24 protein-coding genes are annotated in these 26,679 nt (G+C 42.7%); 11 read left to right on the top strand and 13 right to left on the bottom strand.

The genetic code is table 11. The annotated features are described in order from the left end of the window. Nucleotides 1–266: 266 nt before the first annotated feature. The 4 genes from pstB to H6F42_RS12800 all read right to left on the bottom strand — a co-directional run bounded on the left by pstB (nucleotide 267) and on the right by H6F42_RS12800 (nucleotide 4,301). Entirely contained in the window at nucleotides 267–1,082 is an 816-nt protein-coding gene (gene pstB, locus H6F42_RS12815; RefSeq protein WP_190399745.1) for a phosphate ABC transporter ATP-binding protein PstB, read from the bottom strand. Nucleotides 1,083–1,196: 114 nt separating this feature from the next. Beyond that, nucleotides 1,197–2,168: a phosphate ABC transporter permease PstA gene (gene pstA / locus H6F42_RS12810; RefSeq protein WP_190399744.1), complete on the bottom strand. Its 972-nt coding sequence runs from the start codon at nucleotides 2,166–2,168 to the stop codon at nucleotides 1,197–1,199. Continuing rightward, nucleotides 2,161–3,123, bottom strand: a complete 963-nt coding sequence (gene pstC, locus H6F42_RS12805; RefSeq protein ID WP_190399743.1) for a phosphate ABC transporter permease subunit PstC — start codon at nucleotides 3,121–3,123, stop codon at nucleotides 2,161–2,163. Before pstC ends, pstA begins: the two co-directional genes overlap by 8 nt. Before the next feature lie 77 nt (nucleotides 3,124–3,200). Next, nucleotides 3,201–4,301 carry a PstS family phosphate ABC transporter substrate-binding protein gene (locus tag H6F42_RS12800; RefSeq protein WP_242018425.1) on the bottom strand — a complete coding sequence of 367 codons (1,101 nt, stop codon included), beginning with the start codon at nucleotides 4,299–4,301 and terminating at the stop codon, nucleotides 3,201–3,203. 375 nt (nucleotides 4,302–4,676) lie between these two features. On the opposite strand from H6F42_RS12800, the gene H6F42_RS12795 reads away from it, so the two are divergent. Both H6F42_RS12795 and H6F42_RS12790 read left to right on the top strand, forming a co-directional pair. After that, nucleotides 4,677–4,970 carry a DUF3181 family protein gene (locus H6F42_RS12795; protein ID WP_190399742.1) on the top strand — a complete coding sequence of 98 codons (294 nt, stop codon included), beginning with the start codon at nucleotides 4,677–4,679 and terminating at the stop codon, nucleotides 4,968–4,970. 16 nt (nucleotides 4,971–4,986) lie between these two features. Then, entirely contained in the window at nucleotides 4,987–6,276 is a 1,290-nt protein-coding gene (locus H6F42_RS12790) for an ATP-binding protein (protein WP_190399789.1), read from the top strand. 176 nt (nucleotides 6,277–6,452) lie between these two features. On the opposite strand, the gene H6F42_RS12785 is transcribed toward H6F42_RS12790, so the two are convergent. After that, nucleotides 6,453–7,133: an ATP-dependent Zn protease gene (locus H6F42_RS12785; protein ID WP_190399741.1), complete on the bottom strand. Its 681-nt coding sequence runs from the start codon at nucleotides 7,131–7,133 to the stop codon at nucleotides 6,453–6,455. Between the two features lie 2 nt (nucleotides 7,134–7,135). Next, on the bottom strand, nucleotides 7,136–8,089 hold the full coding sequence (locus H6F42_RS12780) for a M15 family metallopeptidase (protein WP_190399740.1): 954 nt from the start codon (nucleotides 8,087–8,089) through the stop codon (nucleotides 7,136–7,138). A 264-nt stretch (nucleotides 8,090–8,353) separates the two neighbouring features. Between H6F42_RS12780 and ilvN the strand changes: the two genes are divergently transcribed. Then, nucleotides 8,354–8,893 (top strand): acetolactate synthase small subunit, encoded by a 540-nt coding sequence (gene ilvN, locus H6F42_RS12775; protein ID WP_190399739.1) that lies wholly within the window; start codon nucleotides 8,354–8,356, stop codon nucleotides 8,891–8,893. A 162-nt stretch (nucleotides 8,894–9,055) separates the two neighbouring features. Here ilvN and H6F42_RS12770 read toward each other — a convergent pair whose 3' ends face one another. Continuing rightward, a complete protein-coding gene (locus tag H6F42_RS12770; RefSeq protein WP_190399738.1) occupies nucleotides 9,056–10,750 on the bottom strand; it encodes an AarF/UbiB family protein in 1,695 nt (564 codons plus the stop codon). Nucleotides 10,751–10,949: 199 nt separating this feature from the next. Here H6F42_RS12770 and H6F42_RS12765 point away from each other — a divergent pair, with 199 nt between their 5' ends. After that, nucleotides 10,950–11,990, top strand: a complete 1,041-nt coding sequence (locus H6F42_RS12765) for an alpha/beta fold hydrolase (protein ID WP_190399737.1) — start codon at nucleotides 10,950–10,952, stop codon at nucleotides 11,988–11,990. Nucleotides 11,991–12,218: 228 nt separating this feature from the next. Here the strand turns inward: H6F42_RS12765 and H6F42_RS12760 are convergent, their stop codons facing one another. Continuing rightward, nucleotides 12,219–13,601: a hypothetical protein gene (locus H6F42_RS12760; protein ID WP_190399736.1), complete on the bottom strand. Its 1,383-nt coding sequence runs from the start codon at nucleotides 13,599–13,601 to the stop codon at nucleotides 12,219–12,221. A gap of 633 nt (nucleotides 13,602–14,234) precedes the next feature. On the opposite strand from H6F42_RS12760, the gene H6F42_RS12755 reads away from it, so the two are divergent. Both H6F42_RS12755 and guaD read left to right on the top strand, forming a co-directional pair. Beyond that, entirely contained in the window at nucleotides 14,235–14,864 is a 630-nt protein-coding gene (locus H6F42_RS12755; RefSeq protein WP_347272306.1) for a ribonuclease D, read from the top strand. Nucleotides 14,865–15,130: 266 nt separating this feature from the next. Then, the gene (gene guaD, locus H6F42_RS12750) at nucleotides 15,131–16,465 is read left to right on the top strand and encodes a guanine deaminase (protein WP_190399734.1); all 1,335 of its coding nucleotides are present in this window, start codon (nucleotides 15,131–15,133) and stop codon (nucleotides 16,463–16,465) included. Between the two features lie 106 nt (nucleotides 16,466–16,571). On the opposite strand, the gene asnS is transcribed toward guaD, so the two are convergent. Together asnS and H6F42_RS12740 are read right to left on the bottom strand one after the other, a co-directional pair. Further along, on the bottom strand, nucleotides 16,572–17,972 hold the full coding sequence (gene asnS, locus H6F42_RS12745; protein WP_190399733.1) for an asparagine--tRNA ligase: 1,401 nt from the start codon (nucleotides 17,970–17,972) through the stop codon (nucleotides 16,572–16,574). A gap of 525 nt (nucleotides 17,973–18,497) precedes the next feature. Beyond that, nucleotides 18,498–18,707, bottom strand: coding sequence for a hypothetical protein (locus H6F42_RS12740; RefSeq protein WP_190399732.1), 210 nt, complete (start codon nucleotides 18,705–18,707; stop codon nucleotides 18,498–18,500). 319 nt (nucleotides 18,708–19,026) lie between these two features. On the opposite strand from H6F42_RS12740, the gene pgl reads away from it, so the two are divergent. Beyond that, on the top strand, nucleotides 19,027–19,740 hold the full coding sequence (gene pgl, locus H6F42_RS12735; RefSeq protein ID WP_190399731.1) for a 6-phosphogluconolactonase: 714 nt from the start codon (nucleotides 19,027–19,029) through the stop codon (nucleotides 19,738–19,740). A gap of 68 nt (nucleotides 19,741–19,808) precedes the next feature. Here pgl and H6F42_RS12730 read toward each other — a convergent pair whose 3' ends face one another. Beyond that, the gene (locus H6F42_RS12730; protein WP_242018424.1) at nucleotides 19,809–21,554 is read right to left on the bottom strand and encodes an iron uptake porin; all 1,746 of its coding nucleotides are present in this window, start codon (nucleotides 21,552–21,554) and stop codon (nucleotides 19,809–19,811) included. A 191-nt stretch (nucleotides 21,555–21,745) separates the two neighbouring features. Here H6F42_RS12730 and H6F42_RS12725 point away from each other — a divergent pair, with 191 nt between their 5' ends. From H6F42_RS12725 to H6F42_RS12715, 3 genes are all read left to right on the top strand, one after another. Continuing rightward, nucleotides 21,746–21,988 (top strand): DUF3493 domain-containing protein, encoded by a 243-nt coding sequence (locus H6F42_RS12725; RefSeq protein ID WP_190399730.1) that lies wholly within the window; start codon nucleotides 21,746–21,748, stop codon nucleotides 21,986–21,988. Between the two features lie 4 nt (nucleotides 21,989–21,992). Then, complete coding sequence (locus H6F42_RS12720) at nucleotides 21,993–22,145, top strand: hypothetical protein (RefSeq protein WP_190399729.1); 153 nt, start codon at nucleotides 21,993–21,995, stop codon at nucleotides 22,143–22,145. Between the two features lie 161 nt (nucleotides 22,146–22,306). Further along, nucleotides 22,307–23,350, top strand: a complete 1,044-nt coding sequence (locus tag H6F42_RS12715; protein WP_190399728.1) for a late competence development ComFB family protein — start codon at nucleotides 22,307–22,309, stop codon at nucleotides 23,348–23,350. A gap of 65 nt (nucleotides 23,351–23,415) precedes the next feature. Here the strand turns inward: H6F42_RS12715 and H6F42_RS12710 are convergent, their stop codons facing one another. Then, on the bottom strand, nucleotides 23,416–24,507 hold the full coding sequence (locus tag H6F42_RS12710) for an extracellular solute-binding protein (protein WP_190399727.1): 1,092 nt from the start codon (nucleotides 24,505–24,507) through the stop codon (nucleotides 23,416–23,418). Nucleotides 24,508–24,890: 383 nt separating this feature from the next. Beyond that, on the bottom strand, nucleotides 24,891–25,658 hold the full coding sequence (locus tag H6F42_RS12705) for a hypothetical protein (RefSeq protein WP_190399726.1): 768 nt from the start codon (nucleotides 25,656–25,658) through the stop codon (nucleotides 24,891–24,893). A gap of 283 nt (nucleotides 25,659–25,941) precedes the next feature. Between H6F42_RS12705 and H6F42_RS12700 the strand changes: the two genes are divergently transcribed. Then, the gene (locus tag H6F42_RS12700) at nucleotides 25,942–26,619 is read left to right on the top strand and encodes a glutathione S-transferase family protein (protein ID WP_190399725.1); all 678 of its coding nucleotides are present in this window, start codon (nucleotides 25,942–25,944) and stop codon (nucleotides 26,617–26,619) included. Nucleotides 26,620–26,679 lie beyond the last annotated feature (60 nt).

Below are 26,679 nucleotides of genomic sequence, written 5' to 3'. Positions count from 1 at the left end.
TTTTTTTATTCCCCGCAGTTCCAGTAAGGGGGTAACAACATTGCTGCTGTTGCTATTCTTGAACAGTGGTTGGTCTGGCTCCATTATGATTTGCTGATTGAAAAAATCTGCTTTAGAAAAAGCTATCACTTTTTCAGAAACTTTTCCTAAAAACTCTCAAAAGAAAAGGCAACGCTTAGCGTTGCCTTTGAGATTAATTCAAACCCCAAGATGAAAATGGCGGTGCGAAGCGCCGCCATTTTCATCTTGGGGTTTATGTTTTAAAATTAGCCAAACCTACCACTGATATATTCTTCAGTCGCCGTCTGTTTGGGGCTGCTGAAAATTACGGAAGTGCGATCGATTTCGACTAACTTGCCAGTACGCTTACCTGTCTCGCTGAGTTCCGTGTTAAAAAATGCGGTCATATCAGCCGAGCGTGAAGCTTGTTGCATATTGTGGGTCACAATAATCAAGGTAAATTTTTGCTTGAGTTCTTGCATTAACTCCTCGATTCTCAGAGTTGAGATGGGGTCGAGTGCCGAGCAAGGCTCATCCATTAAAATTACCTGTGGCTCAACCGCGATCGCTCTAGCAATACACAAACGTTGTTGTTGACCACCTGAAAGGGCTAAACCGCTTTCTTTGAGCTTATCCTTTACCTCCTCCCAAATCGCCGCCGAGCGCAATGACTTTTCTACTAAGTCATCCATATCACTCTTAGAACCTTTAAACCCATTAATACGGGGGCCAAAGGCAATATTTTCATAAATTGACTTTGGAAAAGGATTGGGTCGCTGAAATACCATCCCAATATGACGACGTACTGCTACGGGATCAATTTTAGGATCATAAAGATTATGACCATTAAAAGTGATCGTACCCCTTACTTTTGCGCCTTCAATCAAATCATTAAGACGATTGAAGCATCTCAAAATTGTGCTTTTACCACATCCCGAGGGACCAATAAAAGCAGTAATTTGATTTTTGAAGATTTCTAAGTTAACTCCAGCAACGGCGGGAGAGTTAGAGTTATAAAAAACATTAACATCTTCAACTTTTAAAACTGATTGACTGTCAGAAGCACTGCTATTGAAGTTCATTGTAAAAAAACCAAGTTCGTGATGTTTATCATGCAATCAATATTCTGGACAAGGTCTATTTTTCTTTTTAAATTTACCTAAAGCAAAGTTGAACCTAATGCCCAGCAAACTAACTTATTTTGTCCGACTGCGTAAAAATATGGCAATTAAATTCATGCCTAAAACCAATAGCAAAAGCACAACAATACCAGCAGAAGCTAGTACCTGAAATTCTGGTTTAGGGTCGCCTACCCATTCATATATTTGATATGGAAGAACTGAGAAAAAGTTATCGTTTGACCATAATGTATCGATAAATACATCTCCTAGTTTACCACTAGTCAAAGCTCCAAAATTAATTGGAGAAAACTTAGGATCGAACAAAACCGTCCCAGCACCAAGCACAACAATTGGAGCAGTCTCCCCAATCCCTCTCGAAGTAGAGATAATCACCGCAGTCAAAATCCCTGGCAAAGCCGCAGGCAAAACGTGATGGCGAATAGTTTGCCACTTAGTTGCGCCAACTCCGTAGGAAGCTTGACGTATTGATTGAGGCACGGCTCGGATTGCCTCTCTAGAAATCACAATAACTGGCGGTAAAATTAGTAATGTAATTGTCAAAATCCCTGTAACTAAGACAGCCCTACCACTATATATACCGCGTACAAACAGCCCTAGTCCTAGCAAACCATAGATAATCGAGGGAATACCAGCCAAGTTATAAATATTTAGCTCAATTAGCTCTGAAAACCAATTTTTCTTCGCATATTCTTCTAAGTAAATGGCTGAACAAACTCCCAGTGGAATTACCAACAGCAATACATAGGCAAGCATCCAAACTGATCCCCAAATGGCTGCTTTGTATCCCGACTCTAGCGGACGGCGAGATGGATATAGTTGAAATAAATCCAAGTTGAGACGAGGAGCAGCATCGCTTATCACGTCATAGATCAAGAATGCAAGGATAATTAGTCCGAGGGATGTCGCAAATATGCAGAACGCTGCAAATATTTTCCCCCACATTTGCCTTGACTCAAGCTTTGGATCAAATTTTGACTCGCTAGGTTGTCCGTCAATATTCTCTAGGATGTCTAACCCTTTACTCATAGGTTTCTTGGAAACGTTTGCTAATTTGCTTACTGATAATGTTGAGAAGAAGCGTGATCAGAAATAGCGTCATCCCAACGGCAAAGAGGGCTTGATATTCAACGCTGCCGACTCGCGAGTCACCTTTAGCAACTTGAGCGATATAGGCGGTCATTGTCCCAACTGTTTGCCTAGGATCGAGGGTTAAAATAGGACGTTGCCCTGCCGCGATCGCTACAATCATGGTTTCCCCAACTGCTCGGGATATACCCAAAATGATGGCAGCACAGATGCCAGACAAAGCCGCAGGAAAAACAATACTCGTAGCAACTTCTTTTTTGGTGGAGCCAAGTCCATAGGCGGCTTCGCGTAAAGACTGTGGTACGGCAATCATTGCGTCAGTGCTAATCGAGGCGATCGTCGGGATAATCATCACACCCATGATCAAACCTGCACTAAGAGCATTAAACCCGTTTAACCCAGGAATGATTTTGGCAAGGATTGGGGTAATAAATGTCAGAGCAAAATACCCATATACAACTGTAGGTACACCAGCTAACAACTCAATTATAGGGCGTAAGAACTTACCTACTTTCGGTGATGCGTACTCTGACAAATAGACAGCGGTTGCTAAACCTAGGGGTGTGGCAACTAGCATCGCAATTAGCGCAACCATTATTGTGCCGTTTACGGTGGGCCAAACACAAAAACCTTTATCAGCAAATTGGGGAGTCCAGCTACAGCTATAGCTGCCATTTTCTAAGGTTTTACCAAATAAAAACTCACCAACGCTGACTTTGCCAAAGAAACTAACTGTTTCTGATGCAAGTACATAGACGATCGCGATTGTGGTCAGTACCGAAACGAAGGCACAAAAAAGCAATGCATAGCCGATCGCACTTTCACGAATATTGCGATCGCGGCGTTGATAAAGATCAAGATCTTCGACGGGAGGGGGAATTACAGGACTTGTCATAAAGGTTCCTAATCAAGTACATCAAAAGTCAAAGCCCTCCAGCGATTAGGAGGGCTTAGCTCAAAACTAACTCAAAATTATTTCAAGTCCTTAGCCAACAATTCAGCGATCGGTACGCCAGCTTCAGCACCCATAAAGGTTGTACCTGCCTTAGCAGAGGTCACACGCTCAATGATCTTAGGCAATGCGTCAGTAGGAAGTGGTACATAACCAACTTCTTTGACAACTTTAATGTCCTTAAAGTAGTACTCAACAAAAGCCTTTACTTCAGGACGAGCAAGGGACTTCTTGTTAACGTAAATGAATAGAGGACGAGATAAAGGTGTGTATTTACCACTGTTAATATTCTCAGCAGTTGGAGCAACGCAACCCTTGCCGCCATCGACTTCAACAGCATTTAAAGTTTTGGCGTTTTCTTCAAAGTAAGCAACCCCAAAGAAGCCCATTCCGCCTTTACCACCTTGCACACCCTTGACGATAATGTTGTCATCTTCGCTAGGTTGGTAATCCTTACGAATCACTTTCTCTTTCTTATTGATAGCTTCGGTGAAGTAGTCAAATGTACCAGAGTCAGCACCAGCACCAAACAGAGCTAGAGGCTCACTAGGGAAGTCAGGACGCACTTGATTCCAGTTGGTGATCTTACCTTCTGACTCAGGACTCCAGATTGTTTTAAGTTCTGCGGTTGTTAAGCACTTTGCCCAAGTGTTTTCCTTGTTAACAACGACAGTCAAACCATCAATAGCAACGGGCAACTCAATAAATTCGACCCCTGCTTTCTTACAATCTTCGGCTTCTTTCGACTTGATCGGACGAGATGCATTGGAAATGTCAGTATCTCCAGAACAGAATTTCTTAAATCCACCGCCAGTGCCACTTGTACCAACAGGAACTTTAACACCAGGATTTGATTTTGCAAAATCTTCGGCAACTGCTTTGCTGATTGGGGCAACGGTGCTAGAACCATCAATGGTGATGTTGCCAGATAGGTTGGAAGGAGCTTTAGCTGGTTCCTTAGCAGGTTCTTTAGCCGCTGTGGTGGTGGTTGCTGCGGGATTAGTTGCACTAGGAGTACTAGGTTTGGTGTCGCTTCCGCTACAGGATGCAAGTGTTGCGGCTAGTGTAACGCCTGCTACAAAAGTTGCGACACTACGATTGATATTCTTTTTGGACATCATAGAAATCTTACTGCGATTATATCTGTTACGGTTGACTGAACATTTAAAACTAGACAAATTTGATACTAAACTGCATCCGTCAACCAAAGGTTAAGGAATGTTAAAGGTGGAGTTAAGTTTGGGTAGCCAATTGGTTTTTGAGTCAAGACTTGACAACAAGTAATAGATTTCTTAGTAGTCCTAAAAACGAAAGAATTTGTGGGGTTAAAGAGGGACGGCGTTTCGCTCCGCTTATCCTTATCTAGTGTAGTCCAGAAAAATTTGGAAAAAGCTCGCTTCGTCAGCTTTTTCCAAATTTTTCTGGCTCTTAAAAAAGCACAAAGCCCTGTAATTTAAATTCTGATTACTGAAAATCTAAAAAGCACTAAAAACCTAATGAGTACTACAGAACGTGTTGAGCAGTTAGCTGCCGCGATCGCTGAGGATGTCTACATTGACATCGCTAAGTGGCATTTGTATCTAAATGATGCCCATCTGCACCGTCCCCTTGCGGAAAAGTTTTATCCCATGCTCTTAGATGGCAATATTACTTCCGCAGATGTTAGTAAAGTTCTCAATGACACTAAGATTTCGGTTGGTGGCGGTAAACGAGAGATTGCTTTGAGCGATTTAATTCCTAGTTCCTGTCAAAATCGCTTGTTAACTATTTTAGAAGAGTTTGAGTACTAATCCTGCCCCTAATCCCGTGTTCCAAGCGATGCGTCGTCGCTTGGCACTTTGGTATGCGATTGTTACCGCAGTTTTATTGATTGTATTTGCTACAGGTTTCTATCTCTATGTGCAGTCAACTTTGATTGATCGCATTGATGACACGATTGACCATGTTGCGGAAGTAATCGAGCGATCGCTAATTCGTTCCAATTTAATTGATTTGGAATCAGATTTTAGTCGGAACTTATCAGTAAATGCTCAAGAGATTGATGCTGATCACATTGATATAGATTGGTTTAGCCCTAGTGGCGAAGTGCTATGGACGACTAATAGTAATTTTGATTCTCTACAACCGAGGGAAAGAGGGATTTTGAAGCCGCTCTATCGCACTGTGCATTTATCGGAAGCAGAACCTCTCCGTCAAATGACAGAACCGATTGTGATTAATGGAAAACTATTAGGATATTTACGGATTAGTCATCCTTGGTTTGAAGTCACTAAGCCAGTTAAGCAGCTATTTCTTGATCTTGCTCTAGGCACTACGCTCATGGTCGGGGTAGTGTCGCTATGTGGCTGGTGGCTAGCAGGCATTGCGATGGAACCTGTCCGCGAGTCTTACCAGCGTTTGAAACAGTTTACGGCGGATGCTTCCCATGAGTTGCGTAATCCGATCGCCGTAATTCAAACCAATGTGCAAGTAGCTCTCAGCGATCCTAATCCTGACTTAGAATTCCAGAAGACTCAACTGGAAACGATTGAGCGAATTACGCGCCGCTTAGGTCGATTAATTGAGGATTTGTTATTTTTAGCAAGGCATGACGGGGGAATTACTAATCAGAAACGCGAGTCTTGCAATTTATCGCAAATTTTGAAGGAAGTTGCTGAAGAACAATTAGCGATCGCCCAGCAAAAGCAAATCACGCTCAATTTGCCAATTGCTGACCCAAATCTTTTTGTATCTGGCGATCGTGATCGGTTAGGACGGTTATTTACGAATCTGGTGAGCAATGCGATCGCCTATACCCCAAAGGAGGGCAAGGTACAGATTACGGCTCAGGCTTCCCAAGGTCAAGTACAGGTAAAAGTACAAGATACGGGTATTGGTATTCCTGAAGCGGAGTTATCCCAAATTTTTGAACGCTTCTATCGCTATCAACCGCAAAAAAGTAGCAAATCTAGTACGAAGTCAGGAAGTGCTAGCACTAGTGGATCGGGATTGGGTTTAGCCATTGCGAAGGCGATCGCGGAGAGCCATCAAGGACAAATCCACGTTGAAAGCAAAGTCGGACAAGGAACAACATTTACCGTTAATTTATCTCAGTAGATAAGTAATGATGCGCGGCAAAGACTTTGATTTTGTTTTTTTAATTATGCCCAGCTACTTATAGCAACGTAAGTTTTGCTTAGGAGATAAAACCCAAAAAGCGAGTGGCGGCGCTTCGCGCCGCCACTCGCTTTTTGGGTTTTGGTTTGTACTGTCTAACTCTTGCTTTGCTCTATTTAGATGGTAGGAACCTTAATCTTAATAGTTTGATAGCAAGCTTCAATCGAAGCTCCACTTTGCATTTGGGCGGCGAGGGATATTAAAATGTCACGGCGATCGCCAAGTAAATTTTTGGCATTTAATAACGCCCAACGTTCTTGAGTCATGGGATTGGGCAGATTAGAAATTGCTTGGCGTAAGCGCTGAATATCATCTAATCCACCTTCCGTTTCACCTTCACACATTAATTGTTCCGCAGCAATTCCCGCCATATAGACAGTGCAATAACGATCTAATAGGTTTGCAGAATTAAAATCTGAGCCTATCTCTATTTCTACACCACCTTCGAGTCCGCTAAAATTTTCGCTAGCGAGAAACTCCCCCAAGGATTGCCCAACCACTCCCGCGATCGCATAGTTCACTACCTTAAACCCCAAGACATGGGCGGCGAGAAAATGTCCTGCTTCGTGATAGCAGACCCGTTGGCGATATTTGGGATCTCTCGCTCTCAACCATACTTGGAAATATGCGCCAAACTTGCCCTGCCAAAAGCCAACGTCAATACCCCACAAACTAAGAAGCGTTATCGCGATCGCGGCAGGTACAACGGGGGATAAACCCACCATCGTACCGACGAGAGACATCATGGTAATCGTAAAAATAGCGATCGCCAAAACATCAGTAGACGTAACATTCATGTCTATCTCTTAATAAAGGATGATCCGCCACGATTTTGCTTTTTATAGAAAGTAATGAGACTGTCATCATCACCTACAAAGCGCCAATGCCAAGGCTCATACATTACCCCTTGAGTGTTGTTAGGAGGAAATGACATTTCAAAGCCATACTTCGCCGCATTACTTTGTAACCATTGAAAAGCAGCCGTCTTTTCAAAACTGGTTGAAAGGGTCGCGCTCGGCACATCTGCATCGCCAATATCTAAAGCATAACCTGTGTGATGTTCGCTATGTCCCGGAGGAGCGCTAACCTTAGCGCGTTGGGCTGGAGTCTGGTTGCGTTGCTTGCTGATTTCAAAAAATAGTTGTTGTTGTTCGGCGATCGTCCGAAAGCCTGAAATTACGACTAGATCAACACCTTCAGCCTTTGCCGCCGCTTGCATATTTAAGAAGTTTTTAGCTGCTACTTCGCGAAGACGAATTTCATAGCCATCACTGGCGCGACCGATAGTGCGTAATTGACTGACAGGAGCTTCTGGATAGGGATGGTGACCAAATAGATCGGGCGGAGTGTCAGCATCTTTATTACTAGCTTCAGGGCTATTAATCGGAGCTTTTGCATTAGTGGCGCTAGCCGATGAAGGATTTTGGGAGCTAGATGGGGAATTGGTAAAGGGGATTAGGTTGGGTTTGTCTGACGACTGAGGTGCTTGCGAATCAGTGGCAACGGTTTGATTAGTTTCCGATGGCGCAACATTCACTTGTGCGGAAACTTGTGCCGAATTCGCCGTATTAAGAGCAAACCAAATCCTTGTGGTGACGATGGGGGACAAAAAAGCGAGGACGGCTAAACCATATCCCCACCAAGGTACAGCCTGTAGCGATCGCGCAACTGGGTTAGCGGTTACTGTTTTTTGGGGTAAACGTTTGGGATCGCTGAGCCTTTGGGCAACGGGGATATCGTTTTGGGTAGGCATAGGTGTTATAAACCTTTAAGTTTTAACCACAGTTAAATATATAGCAGTAAATATCAAAATTAGAATTTGCTTAAGGGGTGAATTGCTATTTTTTAAATTATGTCACCTGACATCAGCGCCCATAATTGCTGGAGGACAAATTCTAAAGCGGTGTAACGCAATACCTTTAGAAAAGCTATGCAATATGTAACTGGATAGTCGTAATAAAGTAACTAAAGTCATTAATATAGTCTACTGTGCTGTTTATTTGCCTTATTTGTCACCATGAAACATACTCTCTCCGTTGTCGTCCAAGATGAGGCAGGCGTACTGACCCGTATTGCTAGCTTGTTCGCCCGCCGAGGTTTTAATATCGAGAGCCTTGCGGTAGGGACTGCCGAGCAAGATGGATTTACGCGCATTACGATGGTTGTCTCAGGCGACGATCATACGATTGAGCAAATCACGAAGCAGTTGCATAAACTGATCAATGTGATCACCATTTTAGACTTTACTGATATTCCTTGTGTTGAGCGCGAGTTGATGCTCGTTAAGGTGAATGCGGCTCCCAATGTGCGATCGGAAATTATTGAAATCTCGCAAATTTTCCGCGCCCGTATTGTTGATGTTGCCGATGATTCCCTAACGATTGAGGTGGTGGGAGATCCCGGGAAGATGGTCGCGATTTTAAAGATGTTGAACAAGTTTGGCATTCGCGAAATTGCGCGTACTGGGAAGGTGTCTCTCACCCGTGAGTCGGGCGTTAATACGGAATATCTCAAAATTGCTAAGAATACGGTCAAAAATCCTATTTCTAACTTCTAATTTTTAGCGATCGCCAGATCTAAAGTAGCCCCGATAGCTTGCTTTGCAAGTTATCGGGGTTTTTAAAAAACGTAAAGCACTGAAAATCAAAACCCAATGATTAATGGTGCGGCGCTACGCGCCGCACCATTAATCATTGGGTGGGAAGGGAGTAGCAGATTTTTAATTTATATTTTGGAAAGCCGCAAAGGGAAGCGCCGCCGCGATCGCTTTAGGCATAGTGCTAGTTACAGCTTTGAGAGCCATATCCCATAACTTCGCTGGCTCAATATCGACGCTGAGCATACTCCAGATTCGCATGATCTCCTCAGTATGGAGGCGATTATCCTCCGTAAGAGCTAGTAAGATGCGGCGACGAATATATTCACCATCCTTAGAAGTTAAGAACTTAAAGCCCATCCTTGCTGTAGGGATGATATCAAATTGACCATCGGACTTAGCGATCGCTAATAAATTCTCTAATCTTGACCATTGGAACTTATCGTCTTTAAACAGAACTTCCAATAATCTTGATCTTAGACTTTCGGACTCATCGGTGAGCAAACGTCTCGCCACATAGGGATAGGCAACCTGCACAATCTGAAATTCAGGGTTAAGGCTGAGAGCCACGCCTTCTTGGGTAATTACCGAGCGAATGATGAGCGCAAACTTCGCAGGTAAGCAGAAGGGATAGTCATACATCACCTTTGAGAAGCGATCGGTCACAACTTTAAAGTTAAAGTCCTTCACTTTCTCAGACATAATATCGCCTAGCACCGATTCGAGGGCATTCACGATCGGCTTCATCTCGATATCTGGCTGTAAAAAGCCAAGTCTTACATAGTCCTGTCCAAGCTCGTCATAGTCTTTATTGAGAAGATGTACCACAGAATCCACTAACTGCTCTTTCGTTTGCAGATCTAATTGATCCATCATCCCAAAATCGATATATGCCATCTTGCCGTCATAGGTAGCAAAGAGATTTCCGGGGTGAGGATCGGCATGGAAAAAGCCAAACTCCAGCAGTTGTCGCAATCCAGACATCACCCCAATTCGCACTAGGGAATCCGTATCGAGTCCTGCGGATTTAATTTGTTCGATTTCGTTAAGCTTGATGCCATTAATCCATTCCAAGGTTAGGACTTTGTGGGTGCTGTACTGACGATAAATGGAAGGAACTTTCACATAGGGGTCATTTTTGAAATAACCCGCAAATCTTTCAGCATTGGTCGCTTCGTGGGCATAGTTAATTTCTTCAAATAACTTCAACCCAAACTCATCCACGATCGCCTCTAGGCTATTACCAAGATTTAAAGGCAAAAGTGGTCCTAACCAACCAGCAAACCATCGGAGAATGAATAAATCGAGGGTTAAAGTGGGGATTAAGTCAGGACGTTGCACCTTCACCGCAACTTCTTCACCAGAATAAAGAGTTGCCTTGTAAACTTGTCCTAAACTTGCCGCCGCGATCGGATCTTCAGAAATAGTGCGATAAACCGTATGCACTGGTTTACCAAGTTCAGACTCGATAATTCCGAAGGCTTGGTCGTTGGCAAAGGGCGGCAACTGATCTTGGAGTTTGGTTAACTCCTCGAGGAAATCGACCCGCACCAAGTCAGGTCGGGTCGATAAAGCCTGACCAACCTTGATATAGGTTGGACCTAGAGCCGTGATAATGCGTCGTAACTGTTCGGCAAGTTTGGGTTGACTTACAGTATTGCCAGTCAATACATCCCAGCCAAAGGCTAAGCCGAAACTCAAGGCAAAATAAATGATTTTTAAAATGCGACTAATCGCTAACCAAGGGCGACGACCGTAATATTCGGCATTGGCTTTAGCATCGTAGCGATTTAGCTCTTCTAGGGGATGCTGACTCACGCTGTTAAATACCTTTTTTATATCCCATTCAACCTATCAGTATACAAAACTACATAATATAGTTGTAATAATTTTTAAAGAGTTGCCGCAATTTCTAACAATAGCCACAAGCCAAAGAGAGGTTGCGGTGCAAAGCGCCGCAACCTCTCTTTGGTTCGTGGCTCGATCTAAGTACGTCAAAATGAAGGAAGGATACTCTATGCTCTACTCACCCCCTTGGCATCTTAGCAATGGCTTGCTGATGACCCTTTACACAGCCCTGCGAGTCAGCAAAAAATGGGAAAACTTTACCGTTGAACCAGAGCCTACTTATCAAGAGCATATTTTTACAGGGGCAAATGGAGTTCCTATTTTTGGCAAGTATGCAATTCCTGCTAATGCTAAAGGCACGATTGTGGCAACCTATGGCATTACGGGGGATTTAGATAATCAATGGTTTTTGAAAATTCTGGGGCGTAAAGCTTTCGATCGCGGATATGCCGTAGTTTTATTTGATTGGCGGGCGCATGGCAAAACCTCAGAACTATCGCCAACGCTTACTTCCGATGGACTTTACGAAGGCGAAGATTTTATTCGGATCGCGAATACGGCTAAACAATTGGGATGTCCGAGCAAATTTTGGGTAATGGGTTACTCGCTGGGCGGACAGTTGGCGCTATGGGCCGTTAAAGCGGGGGAAACGATCGCTAGTTGGGGACAAGATTTGGAAATCACCTCGGCGGATATTGCAGGCGGAGCCGTGATTTGTCCGAGTGTGGACTCCAATAGATCGCTGACCTATTTAGTCAAAGATGAATTAGGGCGCTTTTTAGAAAAAGCGATCGCCCGTGAGCTAAAAAAGCTGGCGCGAAATATGGCGAAAAATTATCCTGAAGCGATCGATCCCGCCGCCGTCGAACGCGCCAATAGTATTTGGGGCTTTGATAATGAGTTAACGATCGCCAAATTAGGATTTTCTAGCGTTGAGGAATATTACGATGCTAGCTGTCCTTTATATTTCATGCCCCACTTGCAAAAGCCCACTTTTGTTTTGTATGCCGCCGATGATCCGATGTTTGACCCGTCAATTATTGCGGATCTCCAAAAGATTGCCGAAAATAATCCTGCAATTAAGCTCGTTGTTACTCAACATGGCGGTCATGTGGGCTATGTCAGCAGCAAAGAATGCCAACTTCAATCGGGCGATCGCGATCGGTGGTGGGCATGGAATCGTATTTTTGAATGGCTTGCCGAAACCTAAAGAATAGGAGTACCTCGCACTCCTATTCTTTATCTACAGAAATTTCCAATCAAACGAACCAAGAAATTTTTAAAAAAGTCTTGCAAAACAAGACTTTTTTAAAAATTTCTTGGTTCAGGTTTAATTGCCTAGTTATTTATGCCAAATCACGAAAGTGTTTCCCCACTTTCGTGATTTAAAAACTAAACCCAGTAAGTTTTTTAATGAAGAAATGGCGTAGCCATTTCTTCATTTGGTATTAGAAGGCGGCAAGGTTTTTGTCGTGTTTTGAGGATCGTTATTTGGGACAATTGAATTTTCTGTTTTTTTTGTTTGAGAGAAAATCCGATAATCGTCTAAATTAGTATCTGAAAAAGCACAGGCATTTTTCTCTTGTTTCATTTTGATCAAGCTATAGTCAGTGTCTTCATCAAAGACAGCTAAGATCACATTTAGCATATCCAGAAAATTAATAAAAGAACGACATTCTGACTCCTCATAGCCACTATAAAACTTAATTAATTCCGCAGTGTAGCTTTCCAAATACAACCGACTATGAGGGCAAATGAGGACAGTTTTTAATAACAAAATTACGGGATTTAGCAAATTGTTATATTCTAAAGACAGTCGTAAAAACTCTGAAGGCTTACGCTTTTCATTCAAGAGTAGGTATTGTAAAACTCGATTACAGGTTACATAAAGTAAGCTCAAAGTCATCGGTTGATCATCGGCATATTCTTGGAAATGTTGCAGCTTCTGCACCACATTTATTCTCATGACCTCGGTAACTTCTAAGTCATCTTGAGATATACCTAAATATGCCAGTAGACTATCTTTAAATTCTTTGAAATTCATTTTATGACTTCTTTTCCGAAAAGCTTTAGCGATATTTCTAAAGTTTTCACCACCTTGTTTACTTAAAATTCTTTTAATTAAAATTAATACCCCATCTCCTAAAGTGGTGGGATTTGGTTGAGTCACATTTGCCTTAGCTTGAGAGTCAAGACGGGCTGTATATAAAGCAAGATCAAACTTAAACTGCTTTTTGAGTTTGCGAGAGACGATCTCCGCATATTGCCTTTGTTCTTTAGATTTATTGAGGTCAATACATTCGGAAGTCAACAAATAGGAAGAAAATCGCTCTGACCAATTGTGATAGGTTTTCCTAACCGAAGGTCTACCAGATAGCGATCGCAAAGTACTATATTCTTCGCTTTGGACAAAACTTTGGAGCCAAGACTTAAGAGTTTTTAGCTTGGTGATTTTAGTGGGAATATTAATATAGTCAGCCAAAAAAAGATCGACTAACTGATGAGAAAATTTAATATTGCCATTGACAACCCAATTGTTATTAAGAATATAACAACAGCGTAAGAGTGTATTTTTAAATTCTATTTCTTTATGGTGAAAAATTATTTCGCCCAAGGCATTATAAGCCGAAATATTATGAATCGCTTCATATTTAATAAAAAGCTTTTCAAATTGAATTAAAATATCTTGGGGACGATAGAATTTGACGATATCCAAGAAAAAATCATAGATATATTGCTGAGCTTTTTCAATGCTTCCCGCAGTAATATCCGTATTATGATCTGAATAATAACTATCATTCTCATTAAAGATTTTAGACATATATTTATTGAATAAATAACAAAATCGTCAAATATCAGAACTCAATTTGCTCAACATTTAAAAGAATTAATTTAGAAAAATTCTAATTTAAACTAATATTCTTAACAAATGGCAAGAAAATTCTTTTGTAAATATCATTTCATCAAAAATAAAATGATAAAAAACTAATAAACTTGACTTGAAATCAAATTTATTGTTTCAGTTTGATCGATAGCAATCCTAAATGTCTTGTAGAACTATTTATCAGTGGCTACTAGTGGCAAGAGCGCTTAAGCTCTCTTGTCTATCGACGCGAGCATTTAGGGATACTCTATCTGTGGTAATAATTTTTGGGACGAGTCTCGGATTAAAGATTGATTTAAGATTTGGATGATCTCACGTACAAGCTCTATTTGCATTATTTAACTTTCCTGCAAAATACTTGCTCAGGGTTACGAAGCTTTTACTTCGATGATTTCATCCAATCTATATCAATTACTAGTTAGTCCCTAATTCTAAGGATTAAAAATCATTTTGTCTATATACAGTAGCTTGCATAACTAAAAGAGATTGTGAAGTTTTTAAAATTGATACTAAGCAGCATAAAGGGGGTATAAATATGGCTGGAGCTAAACTAAAGATTTAATCTCAACGATAAAAATGCCAGCTTTTAAAATTTTTGACAACGATATCGATTTTGACACCCTCCAAGAATATCTGGGTTGTGAGGCGATCGCGGTTGACACGGAAACGATGGGGCTGATTCCCCGACGCGATCGCCTATGCTTAATTCAAATTTGCAACGAACAGGATAGCGTCAGCTTAGTACGCATTGAGCGAGGTATTAATCTTGCCCCAAATCTAAAGATTTTGTTTGAAGCTCCTGATGTAACCAAAGTTTTTCACTTTGCTCGTTTTGATGTTGCCATGCTCGAAGCCCATCTCAGCATTGCCACCCATCCCATTTTTTGCACCAAAATAGCGAGTAAGTTAGCAAGGACATATACCGATAAGCATGGCTTAAAGGAGCTAGTAAAAGAACTGGAGAAAGTAGAACTGGACAAAACCTCACAATCCTCTGATTGGGGCAATGTCCATGTGCTTTCGGAGGCGCAATTAAAATATGCTGCCAATGATGTGCGCTACCTGTTGCCAGTGCAACGGAAGTTAATTGATATGTTAATTCGCGAAAATCGTTACGATCTAGCCAAAGCTTGCTTTGCTCATATTCCTACGCTGATATATCTAGATTTAATGGGTTATGCTGACGTTTTTGCCCATTAACGTTATAAAAAGTGCGCGGCTTTACCGCGCACTTTTTAATTGCGCCCAGCTACTTAGAACGCTTTTAAAAACCTCTGGGCTTAGAATTAACCCCAGCGACGACAGCCATAACTTTAAAAAGATTGTCCCAAAGGGACAATCTTTTTAAAGTTATGGGTTTGTAATTTTTGTGACTACGCTCATTACCAAAAGAGAAAAGAATATGTTTGCTAAAACAAGATAGATGATAAAGATATCTTGACTTCTCTCAAAAATGCCTTCTACCAATGCCAAGCCAAACCATCCAAGGATTTCGAGCCAGCTTTTTAGATACGATCGCTGATCCTTTTTATTTACCTGAAACCGATTGTATTCGATATTTTTCTGATGGCTTGCTGGTAGTGGAAAATGGCAAGGTTAAGGATTTAGGCAATTACCAAGATTTACGAACAAAATATGCCGAGATTCCGATTACAGAGTATCTCCACAATCTGATCGTTTCAGGATTTATCGATACCCATATTCATTTCCCCCAGACAGAAATGATCGCCGCCTATGGGGAGCAGTTATTAGAATGGCTGAGTACCTATACATTTCCTACCGAAAGAAAATTTGCCGATCGCAATTATGCTTTAGAAATTGCCTCCATTTTTCTAGATGAGCTATTACGCAATGGAACTACGACAGCGCTAGTATTTACGTCCGTATTTCCCCAATCAACGGATGCTTTTTTTGAGGAGGCTCAGCGCCGCAATTTGCGGATGATTGCGGGGAAAGTGATGATGGATCGTAATGCTCCAGATTTTTTGACTGACACTGCCGATTCCTCTTACATAGAAACTAAGCAGCTAATTGAGAAATGGCATAAGTGCGATCGCTTGCTCTATGCCGTTACGCCCCGTTTTGCGGTTACGTCTTCTCCTGAGCAATTGAGTAACGCAGGTAAATTATTAGCCGAATTTCCCGATGTTTACATGCATACCCATCTTTCGGAAAATGTGAAAGAAGTGGAATTTGTTGCCGAAGTTTTTCCTGAGAGTGCAGGTTATTTAGATGTTTATGATCAGGCGGGCTTAGTGGGGGAACGATCAATATTTGCTCATGGTGTGCAACTGACCGATCAAGAATTTGCCCGACTCTCGGCGGCAAATTCGGCGATCGCCTTTTGCCCGACTTCCAATATGTTTCTAGGCAGTGGGCTATTTAAAATCGAAAAGGCAAAGTCGCAGGAAACTCCTGTTAAGGTAGGATTGGGGACTGATGTGGGCGCAGGAACTAGTTTCTCAATTTTAAAAACTGCCTGTGCTGCCTATCAAGTTGCCCAATTGCGATCGCAAAAGTTATCAGCTTTTCAGGCGTTATTTTTAGCAACTTTAGGCGGCGCTAGAGCCTTATGCCTTGAGGATAAATTAGGTAATTTTGAGATCGGGAAAGAGGCTGATTTTGTGGTGCTAGATCCGCGATCAACTCCGATTATGGCGTTGCGAAATAAACCTCTCAATCAAGCTGAACCTTTAACGCTAGCCGAAATCTCCGACCAATTATTCGCCACTATTATCATGGGCGACGATCGCGCGATCGCCGCCACTTACATCATGGGTGAATTAGCACATAAAGCATAAAGAACGCTCCGCGTTCTTTATGCTTTAAAAAAATCCAGAACATTCTGTGTTCTTTATTCTTAAAATTCAGCATTCAAAAATAAAGAGCGCAGAGCGTTCTTTATTTTTAAAATTCCGCACTTTGGGGAAAACGTGGAAAAGGAATCACATCACGGATATTGCCCATGCCTGTGATGAACTGCACCAAACGCTCAAAGCCAAGCCCAAAACCGGCATGAGGCACAGTGCCATAACGGCGTAAGTCGAGATACCACCAATAGTCCTCTGGATTTAAGCCGACACTGCGGATTCTGGCTTCCAAAACATCAAGACGTTCTTCGCGCTGAGAGCCGCCAATAATTTCGCCAACCCCGGGGGCAAGGATATCCATGGCGCGGACAGTTTGGCGATCGCTACTCGTACCGTCATTCACCCGCATATAAAAAGCCTTGATCCCCAGAGGGTAATCCATCACAATTACGGGCTTTTGGAAATGCTCCTCTGCTAAGAATCTTTCATGCTCCGATTGCAGATCTAAGCCCCACGATACAGGAAACTCAAATGTCTTGCTACACTTTTCGAGAATGGCGATCGCCTCGGTGTAGGTAATCCGCTCAAATTTTTCATCGACAATCTTCCGCGCATTTGCCATCACGGTGTCATTCACCCGTTCTTGGAAGAACTCCATATCTTCAGGACAAGTTTCCAAAACGTGATTGAAAATATATTTGAGAAAGTCTTCGGCAAGATCCGCATCACCTTCAAGATCGCAAAAAGCCATTTCTGGCTCAATCATCCAAAATTCGGCAAGGTGACGGGAAGTATTAGAATTTTCGGCGCGAAAGGTGGGACCAAAGGTATAGACATTAGAAAAAGCCATCGCCATGATTTCCGCTTCTAGCTGACCACTAACGGTTAAGAAGGCAGGCTTACCAAAAAAATCTTCGGCAAAATCGACGGATTTACCAGTTGCCGCTACTTTATTTAAATCAAAGGTGGTTACCCCAAACATTTCCCCAGCACCTTCACAGTCACTAGCAGTAATGATCGGCGTATGTACCCATAAAAAACCGCGCTCTTGAAAAAATTTGTGAATCGCAAAGGCACAGGCATTTCGTACCCGAAAGACTGACCCAAACATATTGGTTCGGGGGCGCAAATGGGCGATCGTTCTTAAAAATTCGATGGAATGGCGCTTCTTTTGCAGGGGATAGGTCTCAGGATCGGCAGTGCCGAACAGGGAGATATCCGTGGCTTGCATTTCCACTCTTTGCCCTTTGCCCATGGACTCCACCAGATGACCAGATACGGCGATCGATGCACCTGTGGTAATTTGCTTGATCAAGGACTCATAGCCATCAAGGGTCTGAGGCACAACGATTTGTAATCCCTGCAAAGATGAACCATCATTTAGTTCTAAGAAGGCGATTCCCTTCCCTTCTCGCTTGGTGCGTACCCAGCCACGAACGGTATAGGATTCATTAATCTGACCGCTACGCAATAGGTCACTAATTCTTGCAGATGCCATACGCTAGAAATAACCGCTAGAAATAACTGTCAATAGGTATAGGTTATACCAAAACACAAAATAGCGTCGCTATTTTGTGTTTTTAAAACGATTACAGGTTTTTCATGAAGAAAACCTTACTAGATGTGGCGCGAGCGAAGCCCGCGCTACATCTAGTAAATGCGTAAGTCCTAATTTTTATAAAAAAACTAATTAGAAGGAGAGTCTCAAAGGGCTGTGAACTATTCCCCAATTCTTCCACTTAGAGACTAATTAGGTAGAGATTAGTTAAGAGGAATTAGTTGATTGAGAGTCAAGAGATTAGAGACTCTTACTCGCAAAATTAACTAAGTACTAAGAAGTTAAGATTTAACAGCTTAGACAATCAATATTGTTTAGTATTGTTTAGTGGGAAATATCTGAATAATTTCTCTAAAGCCTTAACTAAGAGATTTCACAAAAACTAACTATTAAAAACCCAATCATCCCCGCAATAAATGGGAGCTGCTAAAATTGATGCTAAAGAAGTTCTATGTGAAACTAGTCTTAATTTTGATAAGCCATTTCACGAATCAAGGGCAAGCGATCGCTAATATAGTCACTAAGATCGTTTTGCTGATGAGAATCTAGGGAAGAGCGCTGCGTGACTTGATCGACTAACCAACTCATTAGACCATCATCATCCAAATTGAGGAGCAAATTAGGATGAGCTTGGTTAACTGAGTCCCAGAAGAGGCGTATAATAGCAGGTGACATGATTGTTTACCTTAACCTTAATGTTTTCCTAACATTCATAGATTAATACATTTGCGCGTTAGTACTGTCAAAATTCACACAAATTGAAATAAAAGACACCATCCCATAGATTGATTGATAAATATCTATACAAAAAGTGTTATTAGTTCATAACTCAAAAACCTGTGGCGCACGCTGCGCGTGCGCCACAGGTTTTTGAGTTTTAAGTCATAGTTATTTTAGGGACACACAGTAAAATAAGGAACCGATTTTTGGTGGTGTAACAAAGCCACACTCCCAAAAATCGGTTCTTTACTAAATTTTGCCCAGAGGAATTTTTATGGCTAGACAGGTAGAAATTTGGAACGATCGCGCTGAAATAGCCTCTAGAGCATTGTTACTATGTCAACTTGCCTATAATGAGGCGATCGCTAAAGGTGAAAGATTTACCATAGTTGCCGCAGGGGGGAGTACTCCTCGCGTTTTGTATGAACTTTTAGCCACAAAGGATTGGGATTGGTCAAAGGTGCATGTGTTTTGGGGCGATGAGCGCTATGTCCCTGCGACCGATCCACAAAGTAATGAGGGGATGACGCGACAAGCTTGGCTCGATCGCGTGGATATTCCCGCTAGTAATATTCACCCGATTCCCACGGAGGCAGACGATCCTGCGATCGCCGCTACTCAATACGAACAGCATATTCAAGAGTTCTTTGGTATTAATGCTGGCGAAGTTCCGCAGTTTGACATGATTTTGTTAGGGATGGGCGATGACGGACATACTGCGTCACTATTTCCCCATACTCCTGCTCTGAAGGTTAGCGATCGCCTTGTCACCCTTGGCAATAAAGATGGTCAACCACGGATCACGATGACGGTTCCTTTAATTAATAAAGCCAAGGAAATTGTCTTTATGGTGGAGGGGGCGGCTAAGGCTAAGGCGCTTAGTGCTGTCCTCGCGCCCAAGGGAGATGTGAATCAATATCCATCTCGTTTGATTACTGGGAATACGATTTGGCTATGCGATCGCACAGCCATGAATCAAAAAAAATAAGTATAAAGGCGGCGCTTTGCGCCGCCTTTATACTTAAACAAAACAAATGGCTCTGCCATTTGTTTTGTTTAGAAAGAAAACGTAGTTCTGACCGTGCCAACGAATAAATTACTGTTGGAGGAGACTTGGTTAGGATTGGCAATCCACACAACTCCCGGGGTAATCGAAATATTGTTGGTGACTTGATATTTGTAAAACGCTTCAATATGCCAGACATCACTATTGGCTAGCGGCAATGAAGTCCCTGCATAGGTTTTGATACCTTTGAGCGTTGGTTCTACACTCACCACAATTCCTAATAGATTGCCTTCTTTGCCAAGATTTGGAAAAGCAAAGGAAATGGCATAGTTCCAAATGTCGGCATCACCAAGGCTAAAGAGTCTAGCGGAGGTGTAGCCAGCCCAGCCGCCCACGACAAAGCTAGGACTGAAGCTATAGGAAACTTGTGCGCCATAGGAATTGCTGGAAACTGGGGTTGCAGGAATTGTCGCACTAGCCGCATCCGTAGGAATTAATCTCGCCCCAGCAATTAAATTGCCAAGGAAACTACCTGTAGCCTGCCCTGCTCCACCATAGCGAAATCCTGTTTGACCACTACTTATACCGTTATAGGCAAGCACATAGGTGAGTCCCGCCTTAAAGCGATCGCTAGGTTGAAATACTAACTGCGCTAGAGCCGAGTAATTACCACCCGTAAGTCCGCTACCTGTAGTGCTTGTGGGTACATTGGCGGTATTTGCCAAGTAGCCAGCATCAAGTTTAAAGTTGTCGCTGATTTTGTAGTTAAAGCCAATCCCAGCACCATTGCCATTGATGCCATAGATGGGATTGCGCTCACCAAAACGGGAAATTGCGCCTTTACCACCACCTTGATCATCTAGGTAAGGATTAAGGGTATCGGCATAATAAAAATGATTGCCGCCATTAGCAAAAACTGTCACTCGTGCCCGATTGCCTAGGGAAAAGCTATAGTCTAAGGCTTCTAGAAAGACCGAATTATTATTGGTGGCGATCGTGGAATCATCGAAGCCTAATCGTCCATCATTGGAGGCGAGAAGACTTGCGGCTCCCAAACTGTTATTGAAAGTGAGTAAGGGCTGAGCATTACCTGCCTGTAAGCGAGTACGCAGGCGATCGCTACCTGTAAAACTGGTGAGCAAGTTTAAACGGACACGGTTTTGGAAAACAATATTTTGTTTACTCGGAGCAGTGCCACCAAAAGGACTTGCCAGCGTGTCGCCACCTGTGGAAACGCCGCTAACAGCAAAAATTGCTTCGCCAGAGAGCTTGGTAGTAGTAGAAAATTGTTGGGCTTCGAGTTTGCTAGTTTTTGCCTCAAGGCTATCAACCCTACCTCGCAATGTGGCAAGTTCAACGGCAAATTCTTCTTGCAACTTGCTCAAAGTTGCCAAATCTTCCTTGCTAACTTTGTCGGCTAGCCCTGCGGAAATAATCTCATTGACTTTGTCTAAGCAAGCATTTAAACCTGCGGCAAATTCATAACGGCTTAGAGCTTGTTTACCGCGAAAGGTGCGATCGGGATAACCAGAGATACAGCCATAGCGCTCGACGAGGGACTGCAAAGAGGTAAAAGCCCAGTCTGTGGTGCGGACATCGCTAAGCTGAGATACGGCATTTACCTGTGCGACAGAATTATTTTGCTCGCTTGATACTGGCTTAAGCGAAGTATCAAGCATAATGTCGAGCGATCGCTGAGCATTTTCGTCGGCGATCGCAGGCAAGGCGATCGCTAAGCTGAGTAATGACAAAAATGACAAACTACAAAATTGATAGCATCGGGGCATATTAAGCATTGAACCAAATCCTCATACCAAAATCATTGCAGCAATTCTCATGGTAAAAATTGGTTTTTAGAAACTAGTTTTGGTATTTCCAGCACCGAAGGTGCTGGAAATACCAAAACTAGTTTCCGAAGAGAATTGTTGAATTGATGAAGATTTTACTATTGAATAAAAATTAAAAAGATAAAATAATAAAATTTGTGATGTCAAAACTTAATCAACAACAATACGATCGCCTAAGACGTGAAGCAAAATCTCCCTATCGGGGTCTCCGCATATTTATTTATTTAGCCTTTGCAGGATCGGGATTTATTGGTGCGGTGGTATTTTTTGCGAGACTGATCGCTGGAAATGGTGAACTGGAAGCGAATTTAGGGAATTTTGCTTTGCAAATTGGGGTTTTAGCGCTAATGATATGGCTTTACCGAATTGATCGCAGCAAATAACAAAGTGACGTACCTTGCATGTGCGCCACAGCTTTTAGGGTTAAAAAAACTAGCCTTGCTATATCAATTGTTTATTCCTGATCTGATCTGGGCTTGTTATAATGACTGGATGTTTTTTAAATCTAAAACCCTCAATCCTAATGTCAATTACATGTAAATCACATATTTATTTCGACTAAATTAGCTTAACTAAATTTGCAATTATTTAAGAATTTATTTAAAGACTTAAGAAAGCTTAAAAAATTTACAGTAGTTGAAATGTGATGTTTTTTGTTTTAGTAAAAATTCAATTTCATATTGGGTTTGGGAAGGCTTGATATGCAAAGTTGCAAAAATGCAATAGAGGAGTTGGTAATTGCTGAAATTGATTTGCAAATTTCACATTTACCCCAGTACCGCCGAGATCAAATTAATTTAAGTGAAGTCGCAGCCTATGCGCTTAATCGCCTCCCGCCGATGTATGCCACATCAAAAGCGGGATGGGTAAGACAACGCAAAAAGGCAATAAGTGAAATGCGACCCCAGATTGAATCGGCGGTCAGGCGTGCCTTAGTCAGTGTCAAACCTGATGCTCTAAGAGATGCGAGTCCATTGCCTGTGCAAGAAGTAGCCAGTCATGCGCGAGCGCTTGCCGCCCTCCAACAAATTTTAGGCGCAGAAAATGCGACTTGGAAAGATGTCCCCACGGCGCTCGAAAATGCCTTGATGACCGTCAAGCTTAAAAGTGCGGTCAGTAACACCTACAGCTATACAGCCAAGCGCGAAGCAGTAGGCAAAGACGAAACTGCTTTTAGTCGCCGACCTCCTGAAATTACTTGGAAAGGTAGACAAGTCCAAAATGTGTCCAGTATTGCTAAGGATGAGCAGAAGGCTAAAGACTTTCAAACCTATATGGTTGATGCCAATTATCAGTTCAGTAATGTCTTAGAAAAGTTAGTACTGTCCCTTGCGTATCACCAAGTCCAAAAGCTCCATCCTGCGATCGCGGAAACAGTAGATCTAGGCGAAGCAACTGCCTATGTGTTGAATCGGTTGCCTCCCATGTATGCCACTTCGGAGAAGGGCTATAAATCTTTGAGACTAAGGGCTAGAGAAGTTTATGGAAAGGAAGTTGTTGCCGTTTTAAAGGAAGCGATCTCCGTCTGTGTAGAGTCTCCTAATCTCGAAAAAATGCCTTTGCCCTTAGCTAGATTTGAAGCCGAGGTGGAAGAGGCGATCGAGCAGGTGTGTTGGATTTTGCAAAGGGATGATATTACTTGGCGCAATGCTCCATTTATTGTGGAGGAATGTTTGCATAGATCTATCAACAATGAAATTGATTGGCGCAAACGCAGTGATTATAATTACCCTTTCAATCAGTAATACTAACCAAAGCCCGTAAAGTTGCGCCCCTACGGGGCGCAACTTTACGGGCTTTGGTAATTTATTTATAACATTCCCGATCGCAGCTTAGTCCAGAGATCTTTGTATTGGGTTACAGCCGAAGGCGGTAAGGTGGCGATTAATTCACTTTTCGCAAAAATATCCTGAGCAAAAAACTTGATCGGATCAGCCTTCACGCTCGCTGGTACTTGCTCTAATTCACTAGAAGGACTCACCGCATCCGTTAAAGATGTAATTTGCGCCGCGATCGCAGGAGTCAGACAAAAATTCATCCATTCCGCCGCCGAGATCGCCACTGCTCCTTTAGGTATTACCCACATATCATGCCAAATGGCAGTTCCCTCTTGAGGAATGACGACTTTGAGATCGGGGTTTTGGCGCTGGGCTTTATACATATCACTTGTCCAGCCCACGGCAACTAAGCTGTCATCGGAAAGCAGAGATTGCAAATAATTATCTGAAGAATAGGTCAGAACTTGAGCATGGAGACTTTTAAGTTCTTGGGTAATTTTGCCAATATCTGGATGGGCTAATAAATTTTCGTGTTGGTAGGACTGCCCCATTTTTTTGAGGACTAACCCAATTACTTCGCGAGCATCATCGGGCAGAGTCAGTTTCCCCTTAAGTTCCGATCGCCATAGATCTGACCATTGGGTAATGGGAAATTTGAGTTTATCGCTACGGTAGGCGATCGCTGTTGCGCCCCACCGATAGGGAATTCCCCATACTTGATTTTCACGGGTTACGCTTTGTTGCCAAAGAGGCGATAACTTTTGCCATTGCGGAATTTTGGCTAAGAGATTGGGGGGGATCGGCTGAATTAAGGACTGGGCGATCGCCAGATCTAGCCATGCGTCACCAATACTGGTCAGATGCGGTATTTTTTCCTTGTCTGGCTCTTTGAGATTGGCGTAATTTTGTAGTTCTTGCCAAAGTTTTGAGGGTAAGTTTTCAGCTTTAAATTCTATTTTTTGGGGAGAGCTAGACTCAAATTGATTAATAACTTTGCTAGGCAAAGCACCCAGTAGTCCTGCAATTCGGAGACGTTCTCTTTGATCAAAAGGATTTGACCATTGGCATCCCCCAATACCAGCGATCGCGGCTCCACCTAATACTAAAAACTTACGTCTATCCATGCATCTTTTATACAAACTTTACCAATTATATCGCTGTCGTTAAAGGTATAGCTGTGGTCACTTGCGTTAGGACAAATCAAAACCTAAGAAGCGCCGCAACTCGCCTTCTGGTTTTGTGTCCTAATAAGATTGACCACAGCTATATTAATACCAAATCACGAAAGTGTTGCCACACTTTTGTGATTTAAAAACCAAACCCAGTAAGGTTTTTAAATGAAGAAATGGCGTAGCCATTTCTTCATTTGGTATAACAACAATAGAAGGGAGAGAGATAGGCGTCACAAAGCGCCGCCCTGCTATTAAAAAAATAAAAAGCGAGTTGGGGATCTTCGCACCACAACTCGCTTTCTGGGAAAAATTGCCAAGCTAAACTTTTGAAAAATCTATTTAACAAAGGGGCGCATGAGTAAATAGCCAGCCCCAAAGGAGGTAAGCACGATCGCGACAATCGTGAGGGTTAACACCCAACCACTTAAACCACTCGACTCGCTCGCTTCTTCCCTTGCTTCATTACGCAGAGGACGCGACGACACTTCCTCACGAATTTCTAGCTTAGGTAATGTCTTCGGTGGCGTTGCCATGGGAGTAGGTGTATCAAAAGCCGCAAAGGAACTGTCGTAATATAAAGCGTCACCTAAAGCTGGCTCATTAGCGTTAGCGGGAGATGGCTCATTGGCGATTTGTCTAGCCCTAGAAATCGCTTCTTGAATCGCATTGCTGGTTTGTTGCACCGAGGTTTTGCGGGGACTTGTCTGGGTTGTGGGCTTATCCGCAGGCACGGGCTTCGAGGCAGGGGGACGACCTTGATTAGGGGAATTGCTTCGAGATGGGGCAGGGTTGATTTGAGAAGAGGCGCGAATACCTGCTAAAACTTCGGATAGCTTGGCATCAGGCAGATTTGACTGGGTCAGAATTGCTTGCACTCGGTCTGTCGCTTGGGCGATCGCTTCAAACTCTTGCAGCAACATCTGATTTTGTCGAGTTAACTGCTCATTTTGTAACTGAAAAAAAGACAGCTTAGCTTGAGTAGATTGCAACTCCGCAGCTAGTTCTCGATATACCGTTACAGGTACGGATGCTTGATAACCAGACTGAGCAGTCTGATAACCAGATTGAGAAGTTGTAGGTTTGAAGACTGGATTGGCTTGCATAGGCGACAGCACTCTAAAAGCGTAAAAATTTAGTCGAGACTATATCATATTTGCCGCGAGATGCCTACAAAAAAGTGTGGTGCTTGCAAAGCAAGCGCCACACTTTTTAAAAAATCCTAAATATATAGCTGTGGTTACTTGCGTTAGAACAAATCAAAACCAGAAGACGAGTTGCGGCGCGAAGCGCCGCAACTCGTCTTCTGGTTTTGGAGCTTAACAAGAATGGCAACACCTATAAAAGTGGCGACGCGAAGCGCCGCCACTTTTATATAAAATTATTTTCATGCTTTTACTACAGTTCAGTACTTCCCACTATTGCCGCAAAGCTAGGTTAGCCCTTGGCTACAAGCAAATTTCCTATCAAGTCGAAAATCTCACCCCGGGGCTACATATATTGAGAGTTAAGCCCCTGTCAGGTAATAAGACTGTTCCCGTTTTATTACCGCAACAAAAAAACTGCCCCGCCGTAGTTGCGGACTCGACCGAAATTATTCGCTTTCTGGAGGCTTATCAACCTAATCCGCCTCTTTATCTGGAGGAGCCTTTAGACCAGAAAGAAGCTTTACGCTTAGAGGATCATTTTGATGAATCAATTGGTACGGCTACGAGATTCGTCTATTACGAATTTCGCGCTAAAGAGGGGAAACAGCTTGATCCTTCGTTAATGAGTCAGGCGGTGATTGCCATTGTGCGATCGCAATATGGCATTAATGCCCAAACTGCAAAACAAGCCGCCCAACGTATTGCTGACGCGATCGCTATGCTCAGTGAATTTTGGCAGGATGGCTATTTAGTAGGCGATCGCTTTAGTGTTGCCGACTTAACCGCCGCCGCATTACTATCGCCTCTGGGATTGATCCCCCACTATCGCCATAACTACCCTTGGTTATTTGATCGCATTACCGAAATTCATCAGCTTTGTAATGAACCTTTACCAAAAAATTGGGACAAGGCTATATAAAACGCAAAAGAAGGTGGTGGCGCAAAGCGCCACCACCTTCTTTTGCGTTTTATATAGCCG

The organism is Pseudanabaena sp. FACHB-1998, assembly GCF_014696355.1.
Lineage (GTDB): Bacteria > Cyanobacteriota > Cyanobacteriia > Pseudanabaenales > Pseudanabaenaceae > Pseudanabaena.
The sequence above is the reverse complement of the archived record's forward strand: the minus strand, read 5'-3'. Positions and strand labels throughout refer to the sequence as shown.

Coding starts and splice junctions, on each gene's coding strand:
- pstB (WP_190399745.1), bottom strand. CDS start 1,082: ATGAACTTCAATAGCAGTGCTTCTGACAGTCAATCAGTTTTAAAAGTT.
- pstA (WP_190399744.1), bottom strand. CDS start 2,168: ATGAGTAAAGGGTTAGACATCCTAGAGAATATTGACGGACAACCTAGC.
- pstC (WP_190399743.1), bottom strand. CDS start 3,123: ATGACAAGTCCTGTAATTCCCCCTCCCGTCGAAGATCTTGATCTTTAT.
- H6F42_RS12800 (WP_242018425.1), bottom strand. CDS start 4,301: ATGATGTCCAAAAAGAATATCAATCGTAGTGTCGCAACTTTTGTAGCA.
- H6F42_RS12795 (WP_190399742.1), top strand. CDS start 4,677: ATGAGTACTACAGAACGTGTTGAGCAGTTAGCTGCCGCGATCGCTGAG.
- H6F42_RS12785 (WP_190399741.1), bottom strand. CDS start 7,133: ATGAATGTTACGTCTACTGATGTTTTGGCGATCGCTATTTTTACGATT.
- H6F42_RS12780 (WP_190399740.1), bottom strand. CDS start 8,089: ATGCCTACCCAAAACGATATCCCCGTTGCCCAAAGGCTCAGCGATCCC.
- ilvN (WP_190399739.1), top strand. CDS start 8,354: ATGAAACATACTCTCTCCGTTGTCGTCCAAGATGAGGCAGGCGTACTG.
- H6F42_RS12765 (WP_190399737.1), top strand. CDS start 10,950: ATGCTCTACTCACCCCCTTGGCATCTTAGCAATGGCTTGCTGATGACC.
- H6F42_RS12760 (WP_190399736.1), bottom strand. CDS start 13,601: ATGTCTAAAATCTTTAATGAGAATGATAGTTATTATTCAGATCATAAT.
- guaD (WP_190399734.1), top strand. CDS start 15,131: ATGCCAAGCCAAACCATCCAAGGATTTCGAGCCAGCTTTTTAGATACG.
- asnS (WP_190399733.1), bottom strand. CDS start 17,972: ATGGCATCTGCAAGAATTAGTGACCTATTGCGTAGCGGTCAGATTAAT.
- H6F42_RS12740 (WP_190399732.1), bottom strand. CDS start 18,707: ATGTCACCTGCTATTATACGCCTCTTCTGGGACTCAGTTAACCAAGCT.
- pgl (WP_190399731.1), top strand. CDS start 19,027: ATGGCTAGACAGGTAGAAATTTGGAACGATCGCGCTGAAATAGCCTCT.
- H6F42_RS12730 (WP_242018424.1), bottom strand. CDS start 21,554: ATGCTTAATATGCCCCGATGCTATCAATTTTGTAGTTTGTCATTTTTG.
- H6F42_RS12725 (WP_190399730.1), top strand. CDS start 21,746: ATGTCAAAACTTAATCAACAACAATACGATCGCCTAAGACGTGAAGCA.
- H6F42_RS12715 (WP_190399728.1), top strand. CDS start 22,307: ATGCAAAGTTGCAAAAATGCAATAGAGGAGTTGGTAATTGCTGAAATT.
- H6F42_RS12710 (WP_190399727.1), bottom strand. CDS start 24,507: ATGGATAGACGTAAGTTTTTAGTATTAGGTGGAGCCGCGATCGCTGGT.
- H6F42_RS12705 (WP_190399726.1), bottom strand. CDS start 25,658: ATGCAAGCCAATCCAGTCTTCAAACCTACAACTTCTCAATCTGGTTAT.
- H6F42_RS12700 (WP_190399725.1), top strand. CDS start 25,942: ATGCTTTTACTACAGTTCAGTACTTCCCACTATTGCCGCAAAGCTAGG.